Origin of the sequence: Streptosporangium sp. NPDC006013 (assembly GCF_040614275.1) — a bacterium.
Taxonomy (GTDB): Bacteria; Actinomycetota; Actinomycetes; order Streptosporangiales; family Streptosporangiaceae; genus Streptosporangium.
Window position 1 is genome coordinate 1 of record NZ_JBEXUE010000179.1, and the last position, 18137, is coordinate 18137.

The following is an 18137-nucleotide window of genomic DNA, read 5'->3' on the forward strand; positions in this document are numbered from 1 at the left end:
GACCGCCGCGGGCCGGGTGGGTCTGGGAGGTGTCCGCCCGAGCCCGAGCTGCTTTTCGACCGCGGTGTAGTAGCGCTCGACGCGGGCGAACAGCACGCGCTGGAGCGCGGGTTCCCCCGCTGCCGGGGCCGCTCCACGGGCTACACCCCGCACCTGACCCTGGGAAGGGTCCGGGATCCCGAACGGCTCGTCGCCGACTGCGCGGCGCGGCTGGGCGGCGGGCCGGTGCGGGTCGGCGAGCTGGTCCTGCTGTCACGCCGGGGTGAGGAGCCCATGCGGCCCCGGGCGACCGTCGCTCTCGGAACGGGCGAGGTGCGCTGGCTCGACCACGGAACACGCGCGCCCGACGGCCCCGGGGACGCCCCGGGATCGGGAAAGGACGGCGCGGACGGCGCGGACGGCTCCGAGGCGCGGGAGCGTCACGGCGCCGCCGTGGCACGGGAGGTCGTGGCGCGGCTGCGGGTCTCGCTGGCCGAGGGGGTCGTTCACGTCACCGGGTCGCGACGCCTGGGCTGCGCCCTGGCCGACGCGGACCTGGACCTGGTGGCGGCGCTGCCCGCGCCGGTCGCCCCCGCGGACGTCGAGGCGCGGGTGCGGGCGGCACTGCCGGAGGCGATCGGGCTGCGGAGTGTGATCGGCGCCAGGGTGCCCGGCCTCCGGTTGCGGATCGACGGTCTGGACGTCGATCTGGCCGTCGTGGCGGTCACGGGCGTCACCCCCGCCGAGGCGGTGTCGCGCCGTACGGAGCTGGACGAGGCCTCGGCGATCGCATTGAGCGCGGTCAGCGACGCCGACGCCGTGCTCGCCGCGGTCGGCGCGAACCGCGCCGCCTTCGCCGGGCTGGCCCGGGAGGTGAAGGCATGGGCGAGGGCGCGCGGGCTGGACTCGGCCCCGTTCGGCGGGTTGCCGGGCCTGGCCTGGACCATCCTCGCGGCGCGGACGGTGTGCGAATCCGGGGATCTTCCTCCCGGCGACCTGCTCCGGCACTTCTTCGGTACCTGGGCCGCATGGGACTGGCGCCGGCCGGTCGGCCTGTGGCCGGAGGCACCGGACGGGCCGCCGGGCGGGCCGCCGGACGGAGGGTCCGGCGCGGCCGTGTCGGTCACGACCCCCACGGCCCCCGTCCGCCTGTGCAGTGAACAGGTCGGCGCCGGCGGGCGGGATCTGCTGGCACAGGAGCTCTACACCGCCTGGGAGATCGTGGAGGAGGCGGCGCGGACCGGCCGGAGCCCCCGGGAGGAGTTGCTGTCGGCGCCGCCGTCGCACCGGCGGCACGCCGCGTGGGCGGTGGTGACCGTGCGGGACGAGCGGGCCGAGCGGTTCGCCGTGACGCTGGGCCGCATCCGGGGCCGGATGCGTGCGCTGCTCACCTCCCTGGAACGCGCGGGGGCACGGGACGCGCACGCCTGGCCCCGGCCGTTCGAGACCGGGCCGGGAATGGCCCGGTTCGCGATAGGGCTCGGCCGCACGCCGCCGGACGCGGCCGCGCTGGCCGAGACGGCCGGTCCGTGGGCGGCGGGCCTGCGCGGAGTCGGCGTCGAGTGGGCGGAGGGCGGCGAGGTGCCGACGCTCCGCTGATCACGCCTCGATCCGGGTTCCCCGCGGCCGGGTGTGCCTCCGCCGCGGCGCCGGCGCGGTCGCCGGCCGGCCGCGTCCGCGAAGGTGGCGGCCGGGTTCCCGCCGCTAGCGGCAGTTCCGGCAGCGGCCGAAGACCGTCAGGTGGTGCACATCGGTGACGAACCCGAGCTTCTGGTCGAGGTTGTCGACGAAGCTCTCCACCAGATCCGGACTGACCTCGCTGATCTCCCCGCAGCCGCGGCAGACCAGATGCACGTGATCGGCCTCGGAGGTCAGGTGGTAGGTGGGGGCACCGTGCCCGAGATGGGAGTGGGTGACCATGCCGAGCTCCTCAAGGAGCTCAAGGGTCCGGTAGACGGTCGAGATGTTCACCCCGCGAGCGGTCTCCCGCACCCGGTTGCAGATCTCCTCCGGGGTGGCGTGCTCGCAGGCCTTGACCGCCTCAAGCACCAGCTGGCGTTGCGGAGTGACCCGGTAACCACGGGCCCGCAGTTCCTCATGCCACGACGTCTCGGTCATGTCCAGAGTCTAGGAGCAGTCGCCATGTCGGTGAACGCCCTCCGCCACGGAACACGTACGCCGGACAGCCCCGAAGGCCGGGCCCAAGAAGCTAGTCCAGGTCCTGGAGCCGCCGCGCGACCTTCTCCACCCGCTCCGTCATCGACTGGTCGAAGGATTCCCGCAGCCCCCGCAGCCCGTCCCAGAACTGCGCGCGATCGGTCAGATTTCCCGGTGCCGGCGAGCCGAGCGCTTCACCGACCAGTTCTCGCGTCCTGCGCTCCCCGTCCAGCTGCGCCCGCTGTACGGCCAGGCAGAGCTCCTCCGCCAGCTTCTGGCTGTCCATCCGCATGACGCGCGGGTTCAAGGTGAGCTTCAGGAGCCGGCCCGCCGAGTCGGTGACGGCTTGGATCATCGCGTCCGCCGCCTCACCCTTGCCTGTGAGATCACTCAGGCCGTCCTCCATCACGCGCAGTGTCGCGTCGTTCGGGCGATCCACGGTGTGCTCCTTCGCTATTTGAATTTCCACCCGGGCGGGAAGATGACCGAGCGCAGGCCGTGCCCGGTGATTTTGGTCATCCACTCCTCGTCCGTGGGCATGACCTTGCCGTTGTCGTCCAACAGGTTGTAGGTGGGGGTGAAGCCGGCGCCCGAGCCGAACAGGCGTGCGCCCAGCTCGATGCCGCGAGTGGTCGGCGCACTGCCAAGGGGTACCTTGGCCAGGTCGTAGGCGAGGACGTACGCGCCGTTCGCTCCAACGATCTTGCCGAACTCGGCGGCGTTCTCCTTCCCCGAACCCGTCGGCTGGTCGTTGCCGAGCTGGACGAGCTTGGTCAGTCCCATCGACCCGGCCGCGTAGGCCGCGCCGTCCACCGCCATGTAGAGAAGCGTGGTCATGGCGTACTTCGGCACGGCCATCGCCATGATTCTCGCCGCGTTCATGGCGAAGGCGGTCTGCAGGCCTCTCGCCGCCGCGGCCAGTGCGGCGATCCGCGCGGCGGCGAACCCGTAGAGGGCGGTCGTCATCGGCTGGAACGCCACGAGCCACACGATCTGCAAGATCAGATCCTCGTAAACGGCGAAGCCCTTTTTGACCTCCTCGATCTGTTCCGCGTACGCCTCGCAGCCGATGGCCACGATCCGGCAGTCCTTGGCGAGCTGTGGCACGTAGACGGACACGGCGTCCTGATAGACGCGGCGGAACGCCTCGATGCTCTGGCCCTCGCTGCCCTGGCCCTCGTTCCCCGAGTTCTTCCACACCGAGACGGCCAGCGCGTCGGCCTGATCCGCGATGCCGTCCTTCCCGCTTCCGCCGTCGATCTCGTCGGCCAGCCGGAAGAAGACCTTCGCGACCTCCCGCAGCTTTTCGGGGGGGATCTCGGGAGCCGTGACGCCGGCGTAGATCTTCAGCGCCGCCATGGAGCCCAACCCGGTGAGGCCGACCATGGTAAGAGCCTTCGTCGGGATCATGATTCGGCCCGCTTCACCGGGCCGTCGTCGGTGTAGTCCGGCACCGCGTCCAGACTCTTCGCCAAGCCCCAGTCGATCTCCGACACGTTGCGGCTCATCGCGATCAGCCCTTTTCCGATGTCATCGTAGGCGCCGGCGAGGTCGGCCGTCAGTGTCAGCATCTGTTCGCATTTGGGGGTGAACCATTCGAGAAACCGCTGGTCCACCTCCTCCCCGCTCGACAGGGGGCCGATGGCCTGTAAGTCCTCAAGGGCGCGTTTGACCACGGCGCCAAGATCACTGCTGACGTCGGCAAAGCCGAGCCCCGCCTGATTCTGCAGCTGATCGTGGTTGTAAGCCATGGTTGACGGATTGCCTACGGAGTCGGGATCGGCCAACTACCGGCCTCCTGACACTAGAAAGATCACAAGGCGCTACGAGCGAAAGTATCTTGGCCGTATGTTCCAGATGGGATAATTTATGATTAAAGTGGCATTAATCCTAATCGTCCCACCTGGCCGGCCGGACGGACCCCGCACCGAGGCAGCTCGGTGATTCCTGCCCTGAACTCCGGCCCGGACCGGCGGCGATCCCCGAGGCCCCTCACGAAGACCAGGGGCTCGCATGGCGCATGGCGTCATGCACCGCAGCCTTGTCCAGAGTTGGCAACGGCGGAGCAACTGTGATCGTTTGCCCGCCCCTCGCTCCCATCAGGCCACATCGGACCTGGTCAGGGGATCGGCTCTGGGGCCGGAGCCTCAGTTCGGCGGGATGGAGAATATTCATTTGCCTCGGCGGCATGAGATTTCATAACGTACAGGCACGCCGAAAGGAGGTGGTCCGAACAATGGTTGATCATAGTTGGGCTAGCGAGGTGGCTGTCCGCTAGGACGCCGCGACCGGACTCTGTCCGGGCGTCTGGCGACGTTCGGCGAATCCACGACAATCACCGGAACCCCGGGCCGCCGGGGGCGGGCAATCCCGCCTTTGGTCCACCGGCCCTCCTGCTCAGCCAGGAGGAAGCGGCCCGGGGTTCTTCCCTTTCCGGCACTCCTCTTTCCAGGCCCTCCGCCCCGGGCCGGGACGCGCCTTTCCCGTACGACTCCAGATCGTGTCGCGGTCGCCTCCCGTCAAGCCGCGGTGCACGGACCCGGGACCGTGACACCCTCGGGGCCGAGGGGCTGGGGGTCACCCCTGGAAACCAGGATTGGCGCAGTGCAGCGGGCTTTCCCCGCCGAGGATCCTGACGATGTCCTCGCAGATCATCCGGGTGTGGTTGATCTCGGTGTCGTAGGTCCCCGAGCCCAGGTGCGGGGTGAGCACCACATTGTCCATGTCGGCGAGCGGGTGGGACGGGTCGAGCCAGTCCCCGGCGAACCTGTCGAGGGCCGCGCCGCCCAGATGGCCCGCCTTCAACGCTCCGACGAGAGCGTCCATGTCGTGCAGGGCCGCGTCGGAGGTGTTGACGAAGATCGCTCCGGTCCTCATCGCGGCGAACTCCACAGCGCCGATCAGCGGCCTCGCGGACGCGGTGGCGTGTAAGGAGACGACGTCGGCCTGGGCCAGCAGGACGTCGAGGCCGTACCGGTTCTCCGCCGCCTCGGGGTCGTAGACCATGACGCGCATGCCCAGCCCCCTCATCCGCCAGGCCACCGCGTGGCCGACCGCCCCGTAGCCGATCAGGCCGACGGTCCGGCCCGCGAGCTCCCACGCGCGGTGCCGCCGGTAGGAGACCATGCCGTAGCGGATCTCCCGGTCGCCGACCGCCACCCGGCGGGTCACCGCGAGGATCAGGGCGAGGGTGAGCTCGGCCACCGCGTCGGCGTCGCGCCCCGGGGCGCAGACGACGGGAATGCCCCTGTCGGTGGCCGCGCCGAGGTCCACGTTCCCCGCGTCGCCGCGGGCACAGCCCACCACCAGCAGGGGAAGATCCAGCACCGGGCCCGCGACCTCGTCGGACTCGGTGATGAGGATGCGCGCCCCGATGTCCGCGAGCCGCCGAGCGAGGTCGGCAGCCTGGTACGGACCGTGCTCAGCCGGGTCGTAGTGGACGTCGATCAGCTCTCTCAGACGGTCCCACTCCGGACCTCGCATTGGCGCCAGCACAAGGGCTCGCGGTTTCACCGCGCCTCCTTATTTCAGGAAATTTCAGCATCTGGGAGCTTTCCACGAATGCCATGATCAGTCCTGACATTGACCCGACTGTCACCAACGGCCCCATCAGCCTCTCCTGTTTTCGGACTTGCCCCTTCGTGGCCTCCTCCAGCTGGAAGTTCAGCGCGAAAATGCATTCAAGGTATGAAAGGCCGGAAAAAGCCAACGAATAAGGTCATCCGAATAAAACCCCCGGCCAGCGCCGTAATCACCGGCCCCGGCTTCCGGCCGGCACCTCCAGGGCGGTGCCCCGGGGCAGGCTCCGGACAGTGCCCCGGGGCAGTGGAAGGCGAAGGTCCGCGACCGGGATCGGCTCCGGTGACCGGTCCGTTGCCGATCCTCACGGCCGTCGTGCTCGACGCCGGCCGGCGGGCTCCCGGATCGGGGCGGCTCCCGGTCAGTGCTCGCCGCGGGCAGGGACGCCGAGGGCCGCACAGGCGTCCCGATAGAGGCGGACGACCTCCGTACGGACCTGCGCGCGTTCGGTCAGCGTGCTGCTCCACGGGACCCGGACCGGAACCTCAAGCCCGCCGACCACGGCGGCGAACTCGATCGCCTCGGCGTCGACACCGGTCGTCGTCGCACCGGTGGCCTCGGGCTGTCCGCCGAGGCCCTTGCAGATCAGTAGCGCGTCGTCAGCGTGATCGTCGTTCATGTGGCGCTTGATGGCCTCGACCGCTTCGGGGGTGAAGGGAGTACTCATTGCACAGAGCGTAGTCAGCGCCCTGCCTCTGTCGCCCCCGGGTGCGAGCAGGAGCGCTCATCCGGTACCCGGCTCGCGCCCCTTCGGGAATTCACCCGGCGTCGGGGACGAAGTCACCGACCCGCTTGAGCTCGGCCGAGATGTGGGACTGAATCGGCTGGCCCATGGCCGCCATGTCGTACGCCCACATCAGGTTGCCGTTGACCAGGCCGTAGAGGCGGTGGCCTCCGGTGTACTCCTTGGCGGTGGCGGTGCGGGCCACCACGTCGGTATGCAGCTCGATCTTGTGAAAGACCACCTCACCGACGTAGACCTCCACGATGCCCGTGGGATGTGACAGGCACACCTCCAGCTGACGCCCGGGGAGCTGGCGCCAGAAACCGGTCTCGACGCCCAGCGGGCGGACCTTGTTGCCCGCCTCGTCGAGCAGCCAGGTGCGGCTGTTGTAGGTCAGGAACGGCTTGCCGTTGTGGCCGAAGACGATTTCCTGGCCGAAGTTGAAACTCTCGATCGTCGGATATCCCCCGACGCCGGCGCCTTCCCACACGCCCACGAGGAAGGCGATCGGCTCAAGATCGGGATGCAGTTCGGGAACGTCCATGGGTCCGAGCCTAGGCCCTGTCGCGCGACGCTCGCCGTGGTGAGGGCCGGTCAGGTGGTGCCCCGCAGAGCGGCAAAGGGAGCGGCGGCGTGCCGCGGTGACCGGCGGCAACGCGGTGCGGCGCCGCCCGACCGACCGCGGTGGGCAGAAGATCCGGGAAACAGGACCTGGAACCGCCCTGATATGGTTCGCGCCCGCGAGGCGGACCCGCATAGGCTTCGGACATGGCACGATCACTGGTGATCAAGGTTACCGCCGGCGAAGACTCACCCGAGCGCTGCAACCAGGCGTTCACGGTGGCCGCGGCGGCGTTGGCGAGCGGAGTCCCCGTCTCGCTCTGGCTGACCGGCGAGTCCGCGTGGTTCGCCCTCCCCGGACGGGCGAAGGAGTTCACCCTCCCGCACGCCGCCCAGCTCGGCGACCTGCTCGACGCGGTGCTCGCCGGCGGCAGGGTGACGCTGTGCACCCAGTGCGCGGCCCGGCGCGACATAACGGTCGACGACGTGATCGAGGGCATTCGCATCGCGGGCGCCCCCACGTTCGTCGAGGAGGTCCTGGGCGAAGGCGTCCAGGCTCTCGTCTACTGAACGCCGCCTGGTGAGGCACGCCCTCCGGCCGCCCGGCAAGGCCGGACGGCCGGTTTCCGGCGTCAGCCGGGCAGCACCGCGGCCAGGCGCTCCTCGCGGAGGCGCTCGAACCAGGAGTCGTCGATCGGCGGCAACTGGGCGCCCACCGCCCAGGTGAGCAGCAGGTCGGCGAGGCCGGGGTTACGGGCGAGCGCCGGACCGTGCAGGTAGGTGCCGACGATCTTGCCGGTGTAGCAGCCCTCGGTGCCGTCGCCGTTACCCGTGCCGACCGCCGTACGTGCCAGTGGCCGGACACCGGACCCGAGCCGGGTGACGCCCATGTGGTTCTCGAAGCCGGTCAGCGTCGGGATGCCGAGCGCCGGGTCCGCCTCCCCGGCCAGCTCGCCGACGGCCCGGCCCGCACCACGGCCGCTGGAGATGTCGATCAGGCCGATGCCGTCGACCGGCTGCCCCTCCTCGCCGCCGAAGGTGGTGCCCACGATCTGGTAGCCCGCGCACACGGCCAGCAGGGCCGCGCCCCGCTGGATGGCCCGGTGCAGGCCGCCGTCACGCCGGAGCCGCTCGGAAGCCAGGATCTGCGGCCGGTCCTCGCCGCCGCCGATCAGGTAGATGTCACCGCTCTCCGGGACCGGGTCGGCCGAGCGCACGTGCACGGTCTCGACCGGGATGCCGCGGCGCCGGGCGCGCTGCTCCAGGACCAGGACGTTGCCCTGGTCGCCGTACGTGCTCAACAGGTCCGGATAAATCCAGACAAGGCGTAGAGCGCTGTCAGACTGCACGACCGAACTCCGATCGAATCTGCTGGAAGGCGGTGTAATTGGCGATCACGTCGACCTTGCCCGGCGGTTGCGCGCCGAGCGCCTGCTCGAACGATCCGGCCAGCTGGAACGGCACGTCCGCCACATCCAGCCGGAGCGCGAGGTCGAGCCGCCGCTCACCGGTCACGAAGACCGGCCTGCCGCGCAGCACGCGGTAGTCGACGTCCCACAGCCATGAGGTGTCGCGGCCGTCGGGGCCCTGGGCGTTGACCGAGAGGATCACCGGCAGCGAGGAGTCGAGCACGTCGAAGGCCTCCAGCCAGCCGGCCGGGTTCTTGGCCAGCAGCAGCCGGGCGTGCCGTCCGTCGCGCTCCACGGTGGTGTAGCGGCCGGCGACCGACCTGACCTCGCGCAACCGGGGCAGCGCCCGCTCGACGGGCAGCCCGAACGCCTCGGCGGTGGCCAGCGCTATCGCCGCGTTGGCCCGGTTGGCCCGTCCGGGGAGCTGGATGTCCAGCACCCAGCGCTGCCCGCGCGGGTCGATCACCGCGTCGTCGTCGAGCACCCAGGACGGCTCAGGCCGCCGGAAGGTGCACTCGCGGCAGGCCCAGTCGTTCTCCCCGGCCTGCGAGGAGGCACCGGAGCCGAGGCTGCCCGGCGGAACGTACTCCATGCCCTTGCGGTCAAGGGGGCCGCCGCACTCGGGGCAGCACCAGGAGTCCTCCTTCCACGGCTGCCCGGCCGACACCCAGGTGACCGAGGCCGCGGTGGAGGCGCCCCAGGTCACCAGCGGGTCGTCGGCATTGGCGATCACATGGGTGTTCTTGCCGGCCAGCGCCCGCCGCCACTTCTGGGCGAGCAGCCAGATCTCGCCCGCCCGGTCCATCTGGTCCCGGCTGAGGTTCATCAGGCAGATGACCCCGGCGCCGGTGGTGTCGATCACCTCGGGCAGGTACTTCTCGTCGACCTCAAGCACCCCGTACGGGGCGTGCTTGGCCGACGACAGTGCCGAGACGTGCCCGGCGGGCATGTTGGCGCCGAAGGCGTTGGTGGCGACGTCGCCGAGATCCGACAGCGCGGAGGTGATCAGGCGGGTCGTCGTGGTCTTGCCGTTGGTCGCGCTCACCAGCGCGAGCTTGCGGTCTCGTGCCAGCTGGCGCAGCAGGTCGGGCTCCAGGAGCATGCTGACCCGGCCTCCGATCACCGACCCGTCTCCGCGTCCGGTGACCCGGGACAGTGTCGCGGCCGTCCGGCCGAGAGCGGTGGCGAGCTGCGCCCGCAGCGGAAGCTGAGTCATGCCGTCTCCTCGCTTGGCGACCGTTCGCGGGACGACCCGGCGGCCAGCCAGCCCGGCCGCGGGACCGGAATCGCCGAATCGTTCATGCCGCAGATCTTAGCCGGGCTTCGGCACCCCCACCCCCGGACGGCACGTCACACACCCCGGCCGGTGATGGTCAAGCGTAAAGGCCGCAGACCAGACCGCTCTCACCATACGGCGGGAACGGACTCCACAGGCTCCACAGCGGGAGATGTGGCCGGATATCCCTCCCGGCCACGCCTCACTGCTCGGCGAACGCGAGTTCGACGGGTTCCTGCGAATCGGCGTCGAACGGCAGCACGAACCGGTGCGGCCACGACAGCACGCTCTCCAGCCAGCCTGCCCCCATCGTCTGGGCCACGTGCCGGAGCCGCTCGGCCGGGTCGATGCCGATGGTGACCGTGAGGATGTCGCGCTCCACACTCTCGCGCTCGTCGTCGCCGAGGATCACCCGCCAGGCCAGTTCCCGGTTGCGGTCCACCTCCATGGAGAGCGGGTGGTGGCGGAGCGCCTTGGCCCGGTGGCCGAGCAGCTCGGAGCCGCCCGCGGGACGGTTGAACAGGGCGTACTCCATGACCGGCGCGGAGCCGCGCGGGTTGGGCGCGGGCTGGCCGTGCGGGAAGAGCCGGTCCACCTCATGCAGCCACCGCACCTGCGGGATGACCCAGGCGGGTCCGGGCCGCTCGCCGGGGTCGCGGTCGGGACCGAGCAGCCTGGTCGCGATCGCGGCGACCTGCTCGGTCAGCTTGGCCGGGTCGTGGACGGTCCGCAACGACCACGCGCGGCGGCCCACGCACCGTTCGGCGGTCGTGGCCAGCAGGCATTCGCGCCGCCGTGCCGGGAGCTCCGCCCAGAGGTCGGCCAGTGCCCGGGGCACCCCGGGCGCCGGCCTGTTGGTACAGAACGCCAGCACCAGCGTGTCCGTCCAGATCCGCAGCCAGGCCCACTCGGGCGCCTCGGCGAGCAGGTCCGCCTCGCGCAGCTCGACCAGCGTGCACGCCCGGCCGTTGCGGCACTCCTGCCCGCACGCCGCCGAGCGGCGGCCGCAGATGGGCGGCGTGTGGCCGGGGACCGGGCGCTCGCGGTCCTCGCCCAGCGGCACCTGGATGCGGAGCGGCCGGTCCATGCCGTCGGCGAAGACCGCGGCGACGCCGGGCGGGAGCGAGACGACCTGCCGGGACTGCTCCTCGCTCAGATTCGTCGCCGCCCCGACCAGTCGGCGGTCGTCCTCGGCGGGGAGCCTGTGGATGACCTTCAGCGCGGTGTTCTTCACGACGTCGGAGACCAGTTTCGTGGGAATCTGCTCGGCGACCACGATGCCCTCGCCGTACGCGCGGATCTCGGCGAGCATGCCCGCCAGGAGCTCGACGGCGTGCGTGCTGGCCCGCCCCGCGCCCCGGTCGCGGAGCAGCCGGTGCGCCTCCTCGATCACGATGACGTGCTTCAGCCCGCTGCTCCGCTCCTTCCTGGCCCGCATCCGCAGGTGCTCCACGATCCGGATGATCAGCGTGCCCATCAGGAACGCCTTGTCCTCGTCGTTGGCGACGTCCTCGATCGCGAGCACCACGTTGCGCTGGAGCAGGTCGCCGATGTCGGCGGGGTGGCCGCCCTCGAAGAACCGGCCGGCGGAGCCGACCCGGAGCGACCGCAGCCGCAGCGAGATGAAGCCCTCCACATCGGCCTGGACCTCCCGCCCGTAGCCGATCTCCTTGATCACCTCCATCGCGTGCCGCTGCAGCTGTTCGAGGGTCGGCACGGCGGGCCGCACGGCGGCGCCGGGAGCGGCCCAGCCGGTGACCACGTCCCACCCGTTGGCCTCGTACACCCGCTGCAGGGCGAGCGACATGATCTGCGGGAACGGCTCCTCGGCGTCGAAGGCCGCCATGAACAGCGCCCGGACCATGTCGATGTGGGCCTGGACCGGATAGCCGGGTTCGGGAGCGAGCGGGTTCACGCTGAACGGCACGCTCTCCGGGGCGGACGGGTTGATCACGGTCACCGGGGCGAGGTGCTCGATCCGGCCGCCCATCGAGGCGTACTCGGACTTCGCCGGCTCGATGGCCAGCCACGGGACGCCCGCGCCGGTGAGCTGTTCCAGCAGGTGCCTGACGGTCTGGGACTTGCCGGAGCCGGTGGCGCCGGTGACGAACGCGTGCCGGTTGAGGGTGGCCAGCGGGACCCTGAACGAGCCGACCGGCCTGTCCTGGCCGTCGAGGATGGCCCCGAGCTCGACGGCCGGCGCGCCGGGCGCGGTGTCGGCCTCGCTGGTCACGCCGGACCGGCCGGAGCGCCGCAGCCGGGCACGCGGCCCGACCAGCGCACCCGGCGGGCCCCGCAGCGAACCGCCTTTAACCCTGTAATGAAACTCCTCGCCGAAAACGACACCAGTCCCAAATCGACACCGGACGGACCGGGCCGACCTGGGCCAGGTTTCGGCTGTCTTCGCAGGTCTACGCGTCGCCGGAGGTCAGTCTCACGAGGCGCTCAACCCCGGTCCCGCCGATGCCGCAGTAGCCTCCCGGGTTCTTGTGCTGGTACTGCTGGTGGTAGCGGTTTGCCGATGGCAACAGATCTGGCCGGTACGAAGCATCAGAGAGTCTGGGGTTCAGTCCCTAGCTCCACAGATACGTTTTCGACCGGATAGAGATGGAAGGCCGGATGGTCGGTCGGATCAGGCATTTTGTCAAAGAAGCGTTGTACCTGCCATCGATCCCTGTAGGCGGCGATGATGCGTGACAGTTGCTCCCCGGACAGCTCCGCCGCCAGGTACGCGCGCCGCCGACCACGCCTTTGCAGGTGGCAGCGGCCAGTGGCACGGAGGTTGCGCACCCAATGTGTCTGACCTCGCATGGAGACCAGGTAACGGTCGCCGTCGAGTTCGAGGACGTTCACCGGCACGAGCTGAAGGGTGCCGGTCTGGCGTCGCACGACCTCAAGCGTGGTGACCGTTCCCAGCCGTCGAATCACCGGGTTGACCACCCGTACGGCGAGCCAGCCGGGACGCCAGTACCTCTCCATCATTTCCCTCATCTCTACCGTGGGGCATATCGCGACAGCAACTCACCACGCCACCCGGCCATCGTCGTTGAAGAAACCGCCTGTAGGACCATCGGGCCCGAGGGTCGCCAGCCGTACGGCTATCGCCGCGCCCTGGACGGGAGTGCGGCGGCGACCACGGCCGAGGCCGGGAGGGTGACGTCGAGCGTGATCGGGTAGGCGTCGCCGCCGGTGGATCGCAGCGCCTCGGCCGCTTTGTGGCCCCGGTTCGAATCCCTGGCCGCGAGCAGCACCGTCATGCCCAGATCAGCGAGCTGAGCGGCGATCTCGTATCCGATCCCCTTGTTCGTCCCAGTCACCAGGGCGACCTTCGGGGTGGACACCGTGTCGTGTGTCATGATCAGACTTCATCACGTATGGGCGGCCAAACACCATGACCAGCTCGATCACGAGCCATACCCTAGAGGTATGGATGGGCTGGAAGCTCGCGAGCTTGCCTATTTCGTGGCGGTCGCCGAGGAGCTGAACTTCAGCCGAGCAGCACAACGCCTCGGCATCGCGCAGCCGCCCTTGTCCAGAACCATCAAGCAGCTCGAACGTCGCCTGGGTGTTTTGTTACTGGAGCGAACCAGCAGAAAGGTCACTCTCACAGCGGCGGGTCAAGTGCTGCTCCACGAAGGCAGGAGGGCCCTGGAAGGCCTGGCAGCGGCTGCTCGTCGTACCCAGCGAGCGGGCCAAGAGGATCACAGGCTGGTCCTGGTGACGAAGGCCGTCGGTGACGGCGGCATGTTGCCGGAAATCCTGGCCGCCTATGAGAGCGAACCAGAGGCGATCGCAGTGGACGTGCTGTTTTGCGGCTTCGGCGAGCAGGCGGCCCTGCTGCGTGGCGGCTTCGCCGACATCGGGCTGCTGCATGGGCGGCCTGACCTGACCGGGCTCGACTCTGAGGACTTGCTGGTCGAGGGACAGGTTGTGGTATTGCCGGCGCGGCACCGGTTGGCCGGAAGGACAGCGGTGACCTTGGCGGACCTGGACGGCGAGGTCATGCCGCGCTGGGCGGCCCTGCTTGAGGACGATGCCGAAGGCCCCGAAGTGCGTGACGCCGGACAACTGATGCAACTCATCGCCATGGGGCGGACCATCGCCATCCTGCCGGAGTCCGCTCGTGGCTATGTGGGCGGCGACGTCGTGTGTGTGCCTGTTCTCGATGCGCCACCGACCACGATGATGATCGCCTGGCCGGAGCAGAGCCAATCGCTGGCCCTAGCTGCCTTCGTCCGGGCGGCCACCAGCGTCGCCGCGCACCGCGGGAAAGGCGGTTACGGCAGGCTCAGTTAGCAGGAAAAGACGCGCGGAGGTCTCAGCGATCCCAGCTACCCAGGGATCCAGACGCTACCCGGACGGGTCATCTAGCTTGACGCTGGTGCCACCGATGCCGCAGTAGCCGTTCGGAGCTTCAAAAAGCACTGCTGGTGGTAGTCGCACCGGCAGACGCCCTGGGCACTCCACTCCTGCCCGCGATGGCCTGGTCGCTGACGCGACCGCGGGCAGGAGAGGAGGTACGACCGCGCCTGGTACAGCCGGCCGACGTGCTCTACGGCGGCATCGCCGCGCTCGTCTCGGACCTGGTGCCGGCCGGGATCACCGTGGTGAGCCCGTCGACCGCGTCCGTGCTCTGCTCGGGGGACGGTCAGCCCCCTCGCCCTCGTCTCGCTCGCGGCGAGACCTCGGGCGCCAAGGTGCAAGCGCCGCAGGCCCGGGGGCTGCGGCGCCGCACCGCGGTCAGCCGGTGTAGGCCGGCCTGACGACGACGGGCTCCTTCGGACCCGCCGTCGTCTTGACCGTGGGCCGCTGCTCGGCCGGCGCCGCGGCGGGCGTGACGGACGGCTTCTTGGGATCGGCCGCGGCCGTGCCCGAGAAGCCTGCGAGGCCCGCGGTCAGGGCCAGCAGCGCGCTGATGCCGATGAGCGTGGCTTTGATCTTCATATGGGTTCCCCTGTTCATTCAAGTCGGGCCTCAGCCCTGTACGACGACCGGAGTACCGATCGCCAGGTTCTTCGCCATCCAGGTGATGTCGTCGTTGCTGATCCGGACGCAGCCGTGGCTGGCCCGCGTGCCGATGGCGGAGGGCTTGTTCGTCCCGTGGATTGCCAGCTGGCCTGGGCCACCGGCGAAGCTCTTCAGCACCGGAGAGAAGCCGCTCAGCCCGAAGGCGTAGGCGCCGTAGGCCCCGCCCTGGTCGACGGGCTTCACCAGCTCGGTGAAGAAGTAACGACCTGGAGGTGTCGGCGTGCCCGCTTCACCCGTCGCGACCTTGCCCGTCCTGACGGCCCTGTCGCCGTCATAGACCGTGAACCTGAACGCCCCGCGATCGATCTCCACCCGGTAGGCGGTCTCCGCGAGCGTCACGTCGGTGGCCTTGATCCAGCCCTTGCTGCCATTCGGCCGGATCGGCAGCAGCACCTGGAGCCACTCGCCCTCATCACGTTCCACCAGGAAGACACGCGCCGCGCCGTAGTCGTTGGGGCTCGTGATCATCCTCGGTGCCGCCCCCTCCTTGTTTCCGTAGACCATGATCCGAGATCCCTTGACGCTCGCGATCTTCGAACTGACGCTGCTCGCCGGCTCGGGCCGTGCGGCGCTGCTCGCGCTGCCCACACAGCCGGTCAGCAGGAAGGCGAGTGTCGCCGCAACAGCCGTACGAAGCAGGTTGGTTCTCACCTGCCGCAGCCTGGCGACAGAATGTGTGAAACCTGTTTGATTGTCATGCGGATCCCATGTGCACCCCTGACCTGGGCATAGCCTCAGCCCATGTGCGCGTACGTGCTGGTCGCCGAGGATGATCCCAAGCAGGCCGAACTGCTCAGGCGGTATCTGGAGCGGGAGGGCCATGAGGTCCTCGTCGTGCACGACGGGCGTTCCGCGATCGACGAGGCGCGGCGAACGGATCCCGACCTCGTGGTGCTCGACGTGATGATGCCGAAGGTTGACGGGTTGGACGTCTGCCGAGTGCTGCGTGCCGAGTCCGACCTGCCGATCCTGATGCTGACCGCCAGGTCCACCGAGGACGATCTGCTGTTGGGGCTCGACCTCGGTGCTGACGACTATGTCGCCAAGCCGTACAGCCCACGTGAGCTGATGGCCCGCGTGCGGACCCTGCTGCGCCGTACCGGGAAGTCCCAAGACGCCGATCGGCAGGTGTTCCAGGCAGGCGATCTCCTCGTGGACCCGGTCAGGCACACCGTCACCGCGGCGGACACGCCGGTGGACTGCACGCTCGCGGAGTTCCGGATCATCGAGACGCTGGCTGCCGAGCCGGAGCGGGTGTTCACCAGGAAGCAGTTGCTGGAGCGCATCCACGGCTTCGACAGGTTCATCACCGAACGCACGGTCGACGTGCACGTGATGAACCTGCGCAAGAAGATCGAGCCTGATCCGCGCCGCCCGGTCCGGCTGCTGACCGTGTACGGCGTCGGCTACAAACTGACCCGCGCATGAGGTCGTTGTTCGTCAGGTTGCTCACGAGTTCGGCTGTTGTGGCAGTCTGCTCGATCACGGCGACCGCGTGGCTGGCTGCCAGCAGCACCTCCGGCGCCATCCAGCGCGAGCAGGGCCAGACGCTGGCCAGCGACGCCCGGATCAACAACAGCCTGCTCGGCTACGCCTCCCGCCATTCGGACTGGTCGGGCGTCGCCGCCACTCTGCGCGATCTCGCCGCCCAGAACAGCCGCCGTATCGCGCTGGCCACCGAGAACGGTGCCCTCATCGCGGACTCGGCGACCGCCGGGACCCCACTGCCCGCCAAGGTGTCGGCCGTCATCGACCCACTGGCCGTGGACGTGACCCTGGTGCCGGGGGCGGCCAGGGACCGTATCGATCCACGCGCGATGGGTCCTTTCCTGCTGTCCGCCCGCGATCGCGCCCGGCTGAGGAAGGCCGCCGACACCTACGCCGCCTGCGCGGGCCGCACCGGGCAGGCCGTACAGGTGACCGTTTCGAACACCGGCAGGCCCCTCGTCACGACGCTCAGCCAGGGGGTCGGTCAAGAGCCGAGCCCGATGCCGAGCCCGATGCCGGCCGAGGCCCCCATCGTGGTGGGCGTCTGCGACGCCACCACCTTCAGCACGCCGACGCGCACCGAGAAGGCCGCGTTGAAACAACTCAACCTCCTGGTCAGCAGGTGTCTCAAGGGCAAGGGCGCGGAAAGGGGCTCGGTCGGCCTCGACTTCACCTGGGTCTCCAAGGAGAAACAGCCGATGCCGCCGGTCGCCGAACCCGGTCAGATGATCTCCTCCTGCATCGTCACCGCCCGCAAAGAACAACTCGATCCCTACGTCGCCCCCGCGGCGTACCTGTACATCGGCTCCCCCGCCGAGGCCACCGGCCAGCGCATCCCGCTGCCCTCGATCGCCGGTGCCGCCCTCCTCGTGCTCGTGCTGACCGTGGGCGTGAGCGTCATGGCGGCCAGGCGCCTGGTCAGGCCCGTCAACGCGCTCACTCACGCCGCGCAGCGGATGCGTGACGGGGACAGCTCCGCCCGCGTCACGGTCAGGACCACCGGCGAGATCAGCGAGCTCGCCACGGCGTTCAACGAGATGTCGGAACACCTCCAGCGCATGGAGGAGCAGCGCAAAGCCATGGTCAGCGACGTCTCCCACGAGTTGCGCACACCGCTGAGCAACCTCAGGGGCTGGCTGGAGGCCGCCCAGGACGGCGTCGCCGAGTTGGACCCCGCGCTGATCGCCTCGCTGGTCGAGGAGATCCTGCTGCTGCAGCACATCGTCGACGACCTTCAGGAGCTCGCCCTCGCCGACGCGGGCAAGCTCCGTCTACACGTCGAACCCGTCCACCTCGGCGACCTTCTCGACCAGGTGACCACCGCTCACCGAGGCCAGGCCGAAGCCGCAGGGCTCACGCTGACCACCGTGGTTATCGATGACCCCCCGCTGACCGCGGATCCGGTACGGCTCCGCCAGGCCATCGGCAACCTGGTGACCAACTCCCTGCGCTACACGCCACGCGGCGGGCACATCACGCTGGGCGCCCGCCAGGATGGCGACCAGGTCGTCGTCGAGGTGACCGACACGGGGATCGGGATCCGCGCCGAGTACCTCCCCCACGTCTTCGACCGGTTCTGGCGGGCGGAGAAGTCCCGCAACCGCCAGACCGGCGGCAGCGGGCTCGGGCTCGCCATCGTGCGCAACCTGGCCGAGGCGCACGGCGGCACAGCCACGGTCGCCAGCGTGCCAGGTGTCCGCACGACATTCACCCTGTGTCTTCCGTCGTAGTGGGGCCCCTGAAGGCCCGCCATGCCACCAGGAGCACAAGGGTACGGATGGTCATCGTCCACATCCATCCACGCCACAGGGCGTCCGCTGCCGTCGCCACCACAGCCGATACGGCTCCCGGCCAGGAACCCCGGCCGGGAGCCGTACACGAGGTGATCAGATCAGGCGGGGGCGGCGAAGTCCTCGGGGCCGAAGACGCGCAGCAC

General features: G+C 69.7%; 20 protein-coding genes. 6 read left to right on the plus strand and 14 right to left on the minus strand.

Annotated features, from left to right (window positions below; genetic code table 11):
• The coding region (locus ABZ260_RS25520; RefSeq protein WP_355622354.1) for a poly(A) polymerase at nucleotides 1–1578 on the plus strand (1578 nt) is incomplete at its 5' end.
• Between the two features lie 105 nt (nucleotides 1579–1683).
• On the opposite strand, the gene ABZ260_RS25525 is transcribed toward ABZ260_RS25520, so the two are convergent.
• From ABZ260_RS25525 to ABZ260_RS25555, 7 genes are all read right to left on the minus strand, one after another.
• On the minus strand, nucleotides 1684–2097 hold the full coding sequence (locus ABZ260_RS25525) for a Fur family transcriptional regulator (RefSeq protein WP_030924489.1): 414 nt from the start codon (nucleotides 2095–2097) through the stop codon (nucleotides 1684–1686).
• A 91-nt stretch (nucleotides 2098–2188) separates the two neighbouring features.
• Nucleotides 2189–2575 carry a YbaB/EbfC family nucleoid-associated protein gene (locus ABZ260_RS25530; RefSeq protein ID WP_355622357.1) on the minus strand — a complete coding sequence of 129 codons (387 nt, stop codon included), beginning with the start codon at nucleotides 2573–2575 and terminating at the stop codon, nucleotides 2189–2191.
• A gap of 14 nt (nucleotides 2576–2589) precedes the next feature.
• A complete protein-coding gene (locus ABZ260_RS25535) occupies nucleotides 2590–3522 on the minus strand; it encodes a hypothetical protein (protein WP_355622360.1) in 933 nt (310 codons plus the stop codon).
• A 20-nt stretch (nucleotides 3523–3542) separates the two neighbouring features.
• A complete protein-coding gene (locus ABZ260_RS25540) occupies nucleotides 3543–3923 on the minus strand; it encodes a hypothetical protein (RefSeq protein WP_355622363.1) in 381 nt (126 codons plus the stop codon).
• A gap of 790 nt (nucleotides 3924–4713) precedes the next feature.
• Complete coding sequence (locus ABZ260_RS25545; protein ID WP_355622366.1) at nucleotides 4714–5649, minus strand: NAD(P)-dependent oxidoreductase; 936 nt, start codon at nucleotides 5647–5649, stop codon at nucleotides 4714–4716.
• A 427-nt stretch (nucleotides 5650–6076) separates the two neighbouring features.
• Entirely contained in the window at nucleotides 6077–6382 is a 306-nt protein-coding gene (locus ABZ260_RS25550) for a DUF2470 domain-containing protein (protein ID WP_355622369.1), read from the minus strand.
• A 91-nt stretch (nucleotides 6383–6473) separates the two neighbouring features.
• Nucleotides 6474–6983, minus strand: a complete 510-nt coding sequence (locus tag ABZ260_RS25555) for an FABP family protein (protein ID WP_355557248.1) — start codon at nucleotides 6981–6983, stop codon at nucleotides 6474–6476.
• Between the two features lie 224 nt (nucleotides 6984–7207).
• Between ABZ260_RS25555 and ABZ260_RS25560 the strand changes: the two genes are divergently transcribed.
• On the plus strand, nucleotides 7208–7570 hold the full coding sequence (locus tag ABZ260_RS25560; RefSeq protein WP_355622372.1) for a DsrE family protein: 363 nt from the start codon (nucleotides 7208–7210) through the stop codon (nucleotides 7568–7570).
• Nucleotides 7571–7632: 62 nt separating this feature from the next.
• Here ABZ260_RS25560 and ABZ260_RS25565 read toward each other — a convergent pair whose 3' ends face one another.
• From ABZ260_RS25565 to ABZ260_RS25585, 5 genes are all read right to left on the minus strand, one after another.
• Nucleotides 7633–8349 carry a glutamine amidotransferase gene (locus ABZ260_RS25565; protein ID WP_355622375.1) on the minus strand — a complete coding sequence of 239 codons (717 nt, stop codon included), beginning with the start codon at nucleotides 8347–8349 and terminating at the stop codon, nucleotides 7633–7635.
• On the minus strand, nucleotides 8339–9625 hold the full coding sequence (locus ABZ260_RS25570) for a MurT ligase domain-containing protein (protein ID WP_355557233.1): 1287 nt from the start codon (nucleotides 9623–9625) through the stop codon (nucleotides 8339–8341). Before ABZ260_RS25570 ends, ABZ260_RS25565 begins: the two co-directional genes overlap by 11 nt.
• Before the next feature lie 262 nt (nucleotides 9626–9887).
• The gene (locus tag ABZ260_RS25575) at nucleotides 9888–11918 is read right to left on the minus strand and encodes an ATP-binding protein (RefSeq protein ID WP_355622378.1); all 2031 of its coding nucleotides are present in this window, start codon (nucleotides 11916–11918) and stop codon (nucleotides 9888–9890) included.
• A 317-nt stretch (nucleotides 11919–12235) separates the two neighbouring features.
• Nucleotides 12236–12667: a nitroreductase/quinone reductase family protein gene (locus ABZ260_RS25580; RefSeq protein ID WP_355622381.1), complete on the minus strand. Its 432-nt coding sequence runs from the start codon at nucleotides 12665–12667 to the stop codon at nucleotides 12236–12238.
• Between the two features lie 116 nt (nucleotides 12668–12783).
• Entirely contained in the window at nucleotides 12784–13041 is a 258-nt protein-coding gene (locus ABZ260_RS25585; protein ID WP_355622384.1) for an SDR family NAD(P)-dependent oxidoreductase, read from the minus strand.
• A gap of 70 nt (nucleotides 13042–13111) precedes the next feature.
• Here ABZ260_RS25585 and ABZ260_RS25590 point away from each other — a divergent pair, with 70 nt between their 5' ends.
• Together ABZ260_RS25590 and ABZ260_RS25595 are read left to right on the plus strand one after the other, a co-directional pair.
• Nucleotides 13112–13981 (plus strand): LysR family transcriptional regulator, encoded by an 870-nt coding sequence (locus ABZ260_RS25590; RefSeq protein WP_355622386.1) that lies wholly within the window; start codon nucleotides 13112–13114, stop codon nucleotides 13979–13981.
• Between the two features lie 134 nt (nucleotides 13982–14115).
• The gene (locus ABZ260_RS25595; protein ID WP_355622389.1) at nucleotides 14116–14448 is read left to right on the plus strand and encodes a hypothetical protein; all 333 of its coding nucleotides are present in this window, start codon (nucleotides 14116–14118) and stop codon (nucleotides 14446–14448) included.
• On the opposite strand, the gene ABZ260_RS25600 is transcribed toward ABZ260_RS25595, so the two are convergent.
• A complete protein-coding gene (locus ABZ260_RS25600) occupies nucleotides 14426–14629 on the minus strand; it encodes a hypothetical protein (RefSeq protein ID WP_355622392.1) in 204 nt (67 codons plus the stop codon). The genes ABZ260_RS25595 and ABZ260_RS25600 overlap by 23 nt on opposite strands.
• 30 nt (nucleotides 14630–14659) lie before the next feature.
• On the minus strand, nucleotides 14660–15364 hold the full coding sequence (locus tag ABZ260_RS25605; RefSeq protein ID WP_355622395.1) for a L,D-transpeptidase: 705 nt from the start codon (nucleotides 15362–15364) through the stop codon (nucleotides 14660–14662).
• 90 nt (nucleotides 15365–15454) lie between these two features.
• Here ABZ260_RS25605 and ABZ260_RS25610 point away from each other — a divergent pair, with 90 nt between their 5' ends.
• Nucleotides 15455–16141, plus strand: coding sequence for a response regulator transcription factor (locus ABZ260_RS25610; protein WP_355622398.1), 687 nt, complete (start codon nucleotides 15455–15457; stop codon nucleotides 16139–16141).
• Nucleotides 16138–17931, plus strand: coding sequence for an ATP-binding protein (locus ABZ260_RS25615; RefSeq protein ID WP_355622401.1), 1794 nt, complete (start codon nucleotides 16138–16140; stop codon nucleotides 17929–17931). Before ABZ260_RS25610 ends, ABZ260_RS25615 begins: the two co-directional genes overlap by 4 nt.
• Nucleotides 17932–18137: the final 206 nt, after the last annotated feature.

What these genes read in the sequence shown, in the direction of transcription:
- ABZ260_RS25615 (WP_355622401.1), top strand. Translation starts at nt 16,138, where the DNA reads ATGAGGTCGTTGTTCGTCAGGTTGCTCACGAGTTCGGCTGTTGTGGCA.
- ABZ260_RS25550 (WP_355622369.1), bottom strand. Translation starts at nt 6,382, where the DNA reads ATGAGTACTCCCTTCACCCCCGAAGCGGTCGAGGCCATCAAGCGCCAC.
- ABZ260_RS25585 (WP_355622384.1), bottom strand. Translation starts at nt 13,041, where the DNA reads ATGACACACGACACGGTGTCCACCCCGAAGGTCGCCCTGGTGACTGGG.
- ABZ260_RS25590 (WP_355622386.1), top strand. Translation starts at nt 13,112, where the DNA reads ATGGATGGGCTGGAAGCTCGCGAGCTTGCCTATTTCGTGGCGGTCGCC.
- ABZ260_RS25525 (WP_030924489.1), bottom strand. Translation starts at nt 2,097, where the DNA reads ATGACCGAGACGTCGTGGCATGAGGAACTGCGGGCCCGTGGTTACCGG.
- ABZ260_RS25535 (WP_355622360.1), bottom strand. Translation starts at nt 3,522, where the DNA reads ATGGTCGGCCTCACCGGGTTGGGCTCCATGGCGGCGCTGAAGATCTAC.
- ABZ260_RS25560 (WP_355622372.1), top strand. Translation starts at nt 7,208, where the DNA reads ATGGCACGATCACTGGTGATCAAGGTTACCGCCGGCGAAGACTCACCC.
- ABZ260_RS25610 (WP_355622398.1), top strand. Translation starts at nt 15,455, where the DNA reads ATGTGCGCGTACGTGCTGGTCGCCGAGGATGATCCCAAGCAGGCCGAA.
- ABZ260_RS25570 (WP_355557233.1), bottom strand. Translation starts at nt 9,625, where the DNA reads ATGACTCAGCTTCCGCTGCGGGCGCAGCTCGCCACCGCTCTCGGCCGG.
- ABZ260_RS25580 (WP_355622381.1), bottom strand. Translation starts at nt 12,667, where the DNA reads ATGATGGAGAGGTACTGGCGTCCCGGCTGGCTCGCCGTACGGGTGGTC.
- ABZ260_RS25555 (WP_355557248.1), bottom strand. Translation starts at nt 6,983, where the DNA reads ATGGACGTTCCCGAACTGCATCCCGATCTTGAGCCGATCGCCTTCCTC.
- ABZ260_RS25600 (WP_355622392.1), bottom strand. Translation starts at nt 14,629, where the DNA reads ATGAAGATCAAAGCCACGCTCATCGGCATCAGCGCGCTGCTGGCCCTG.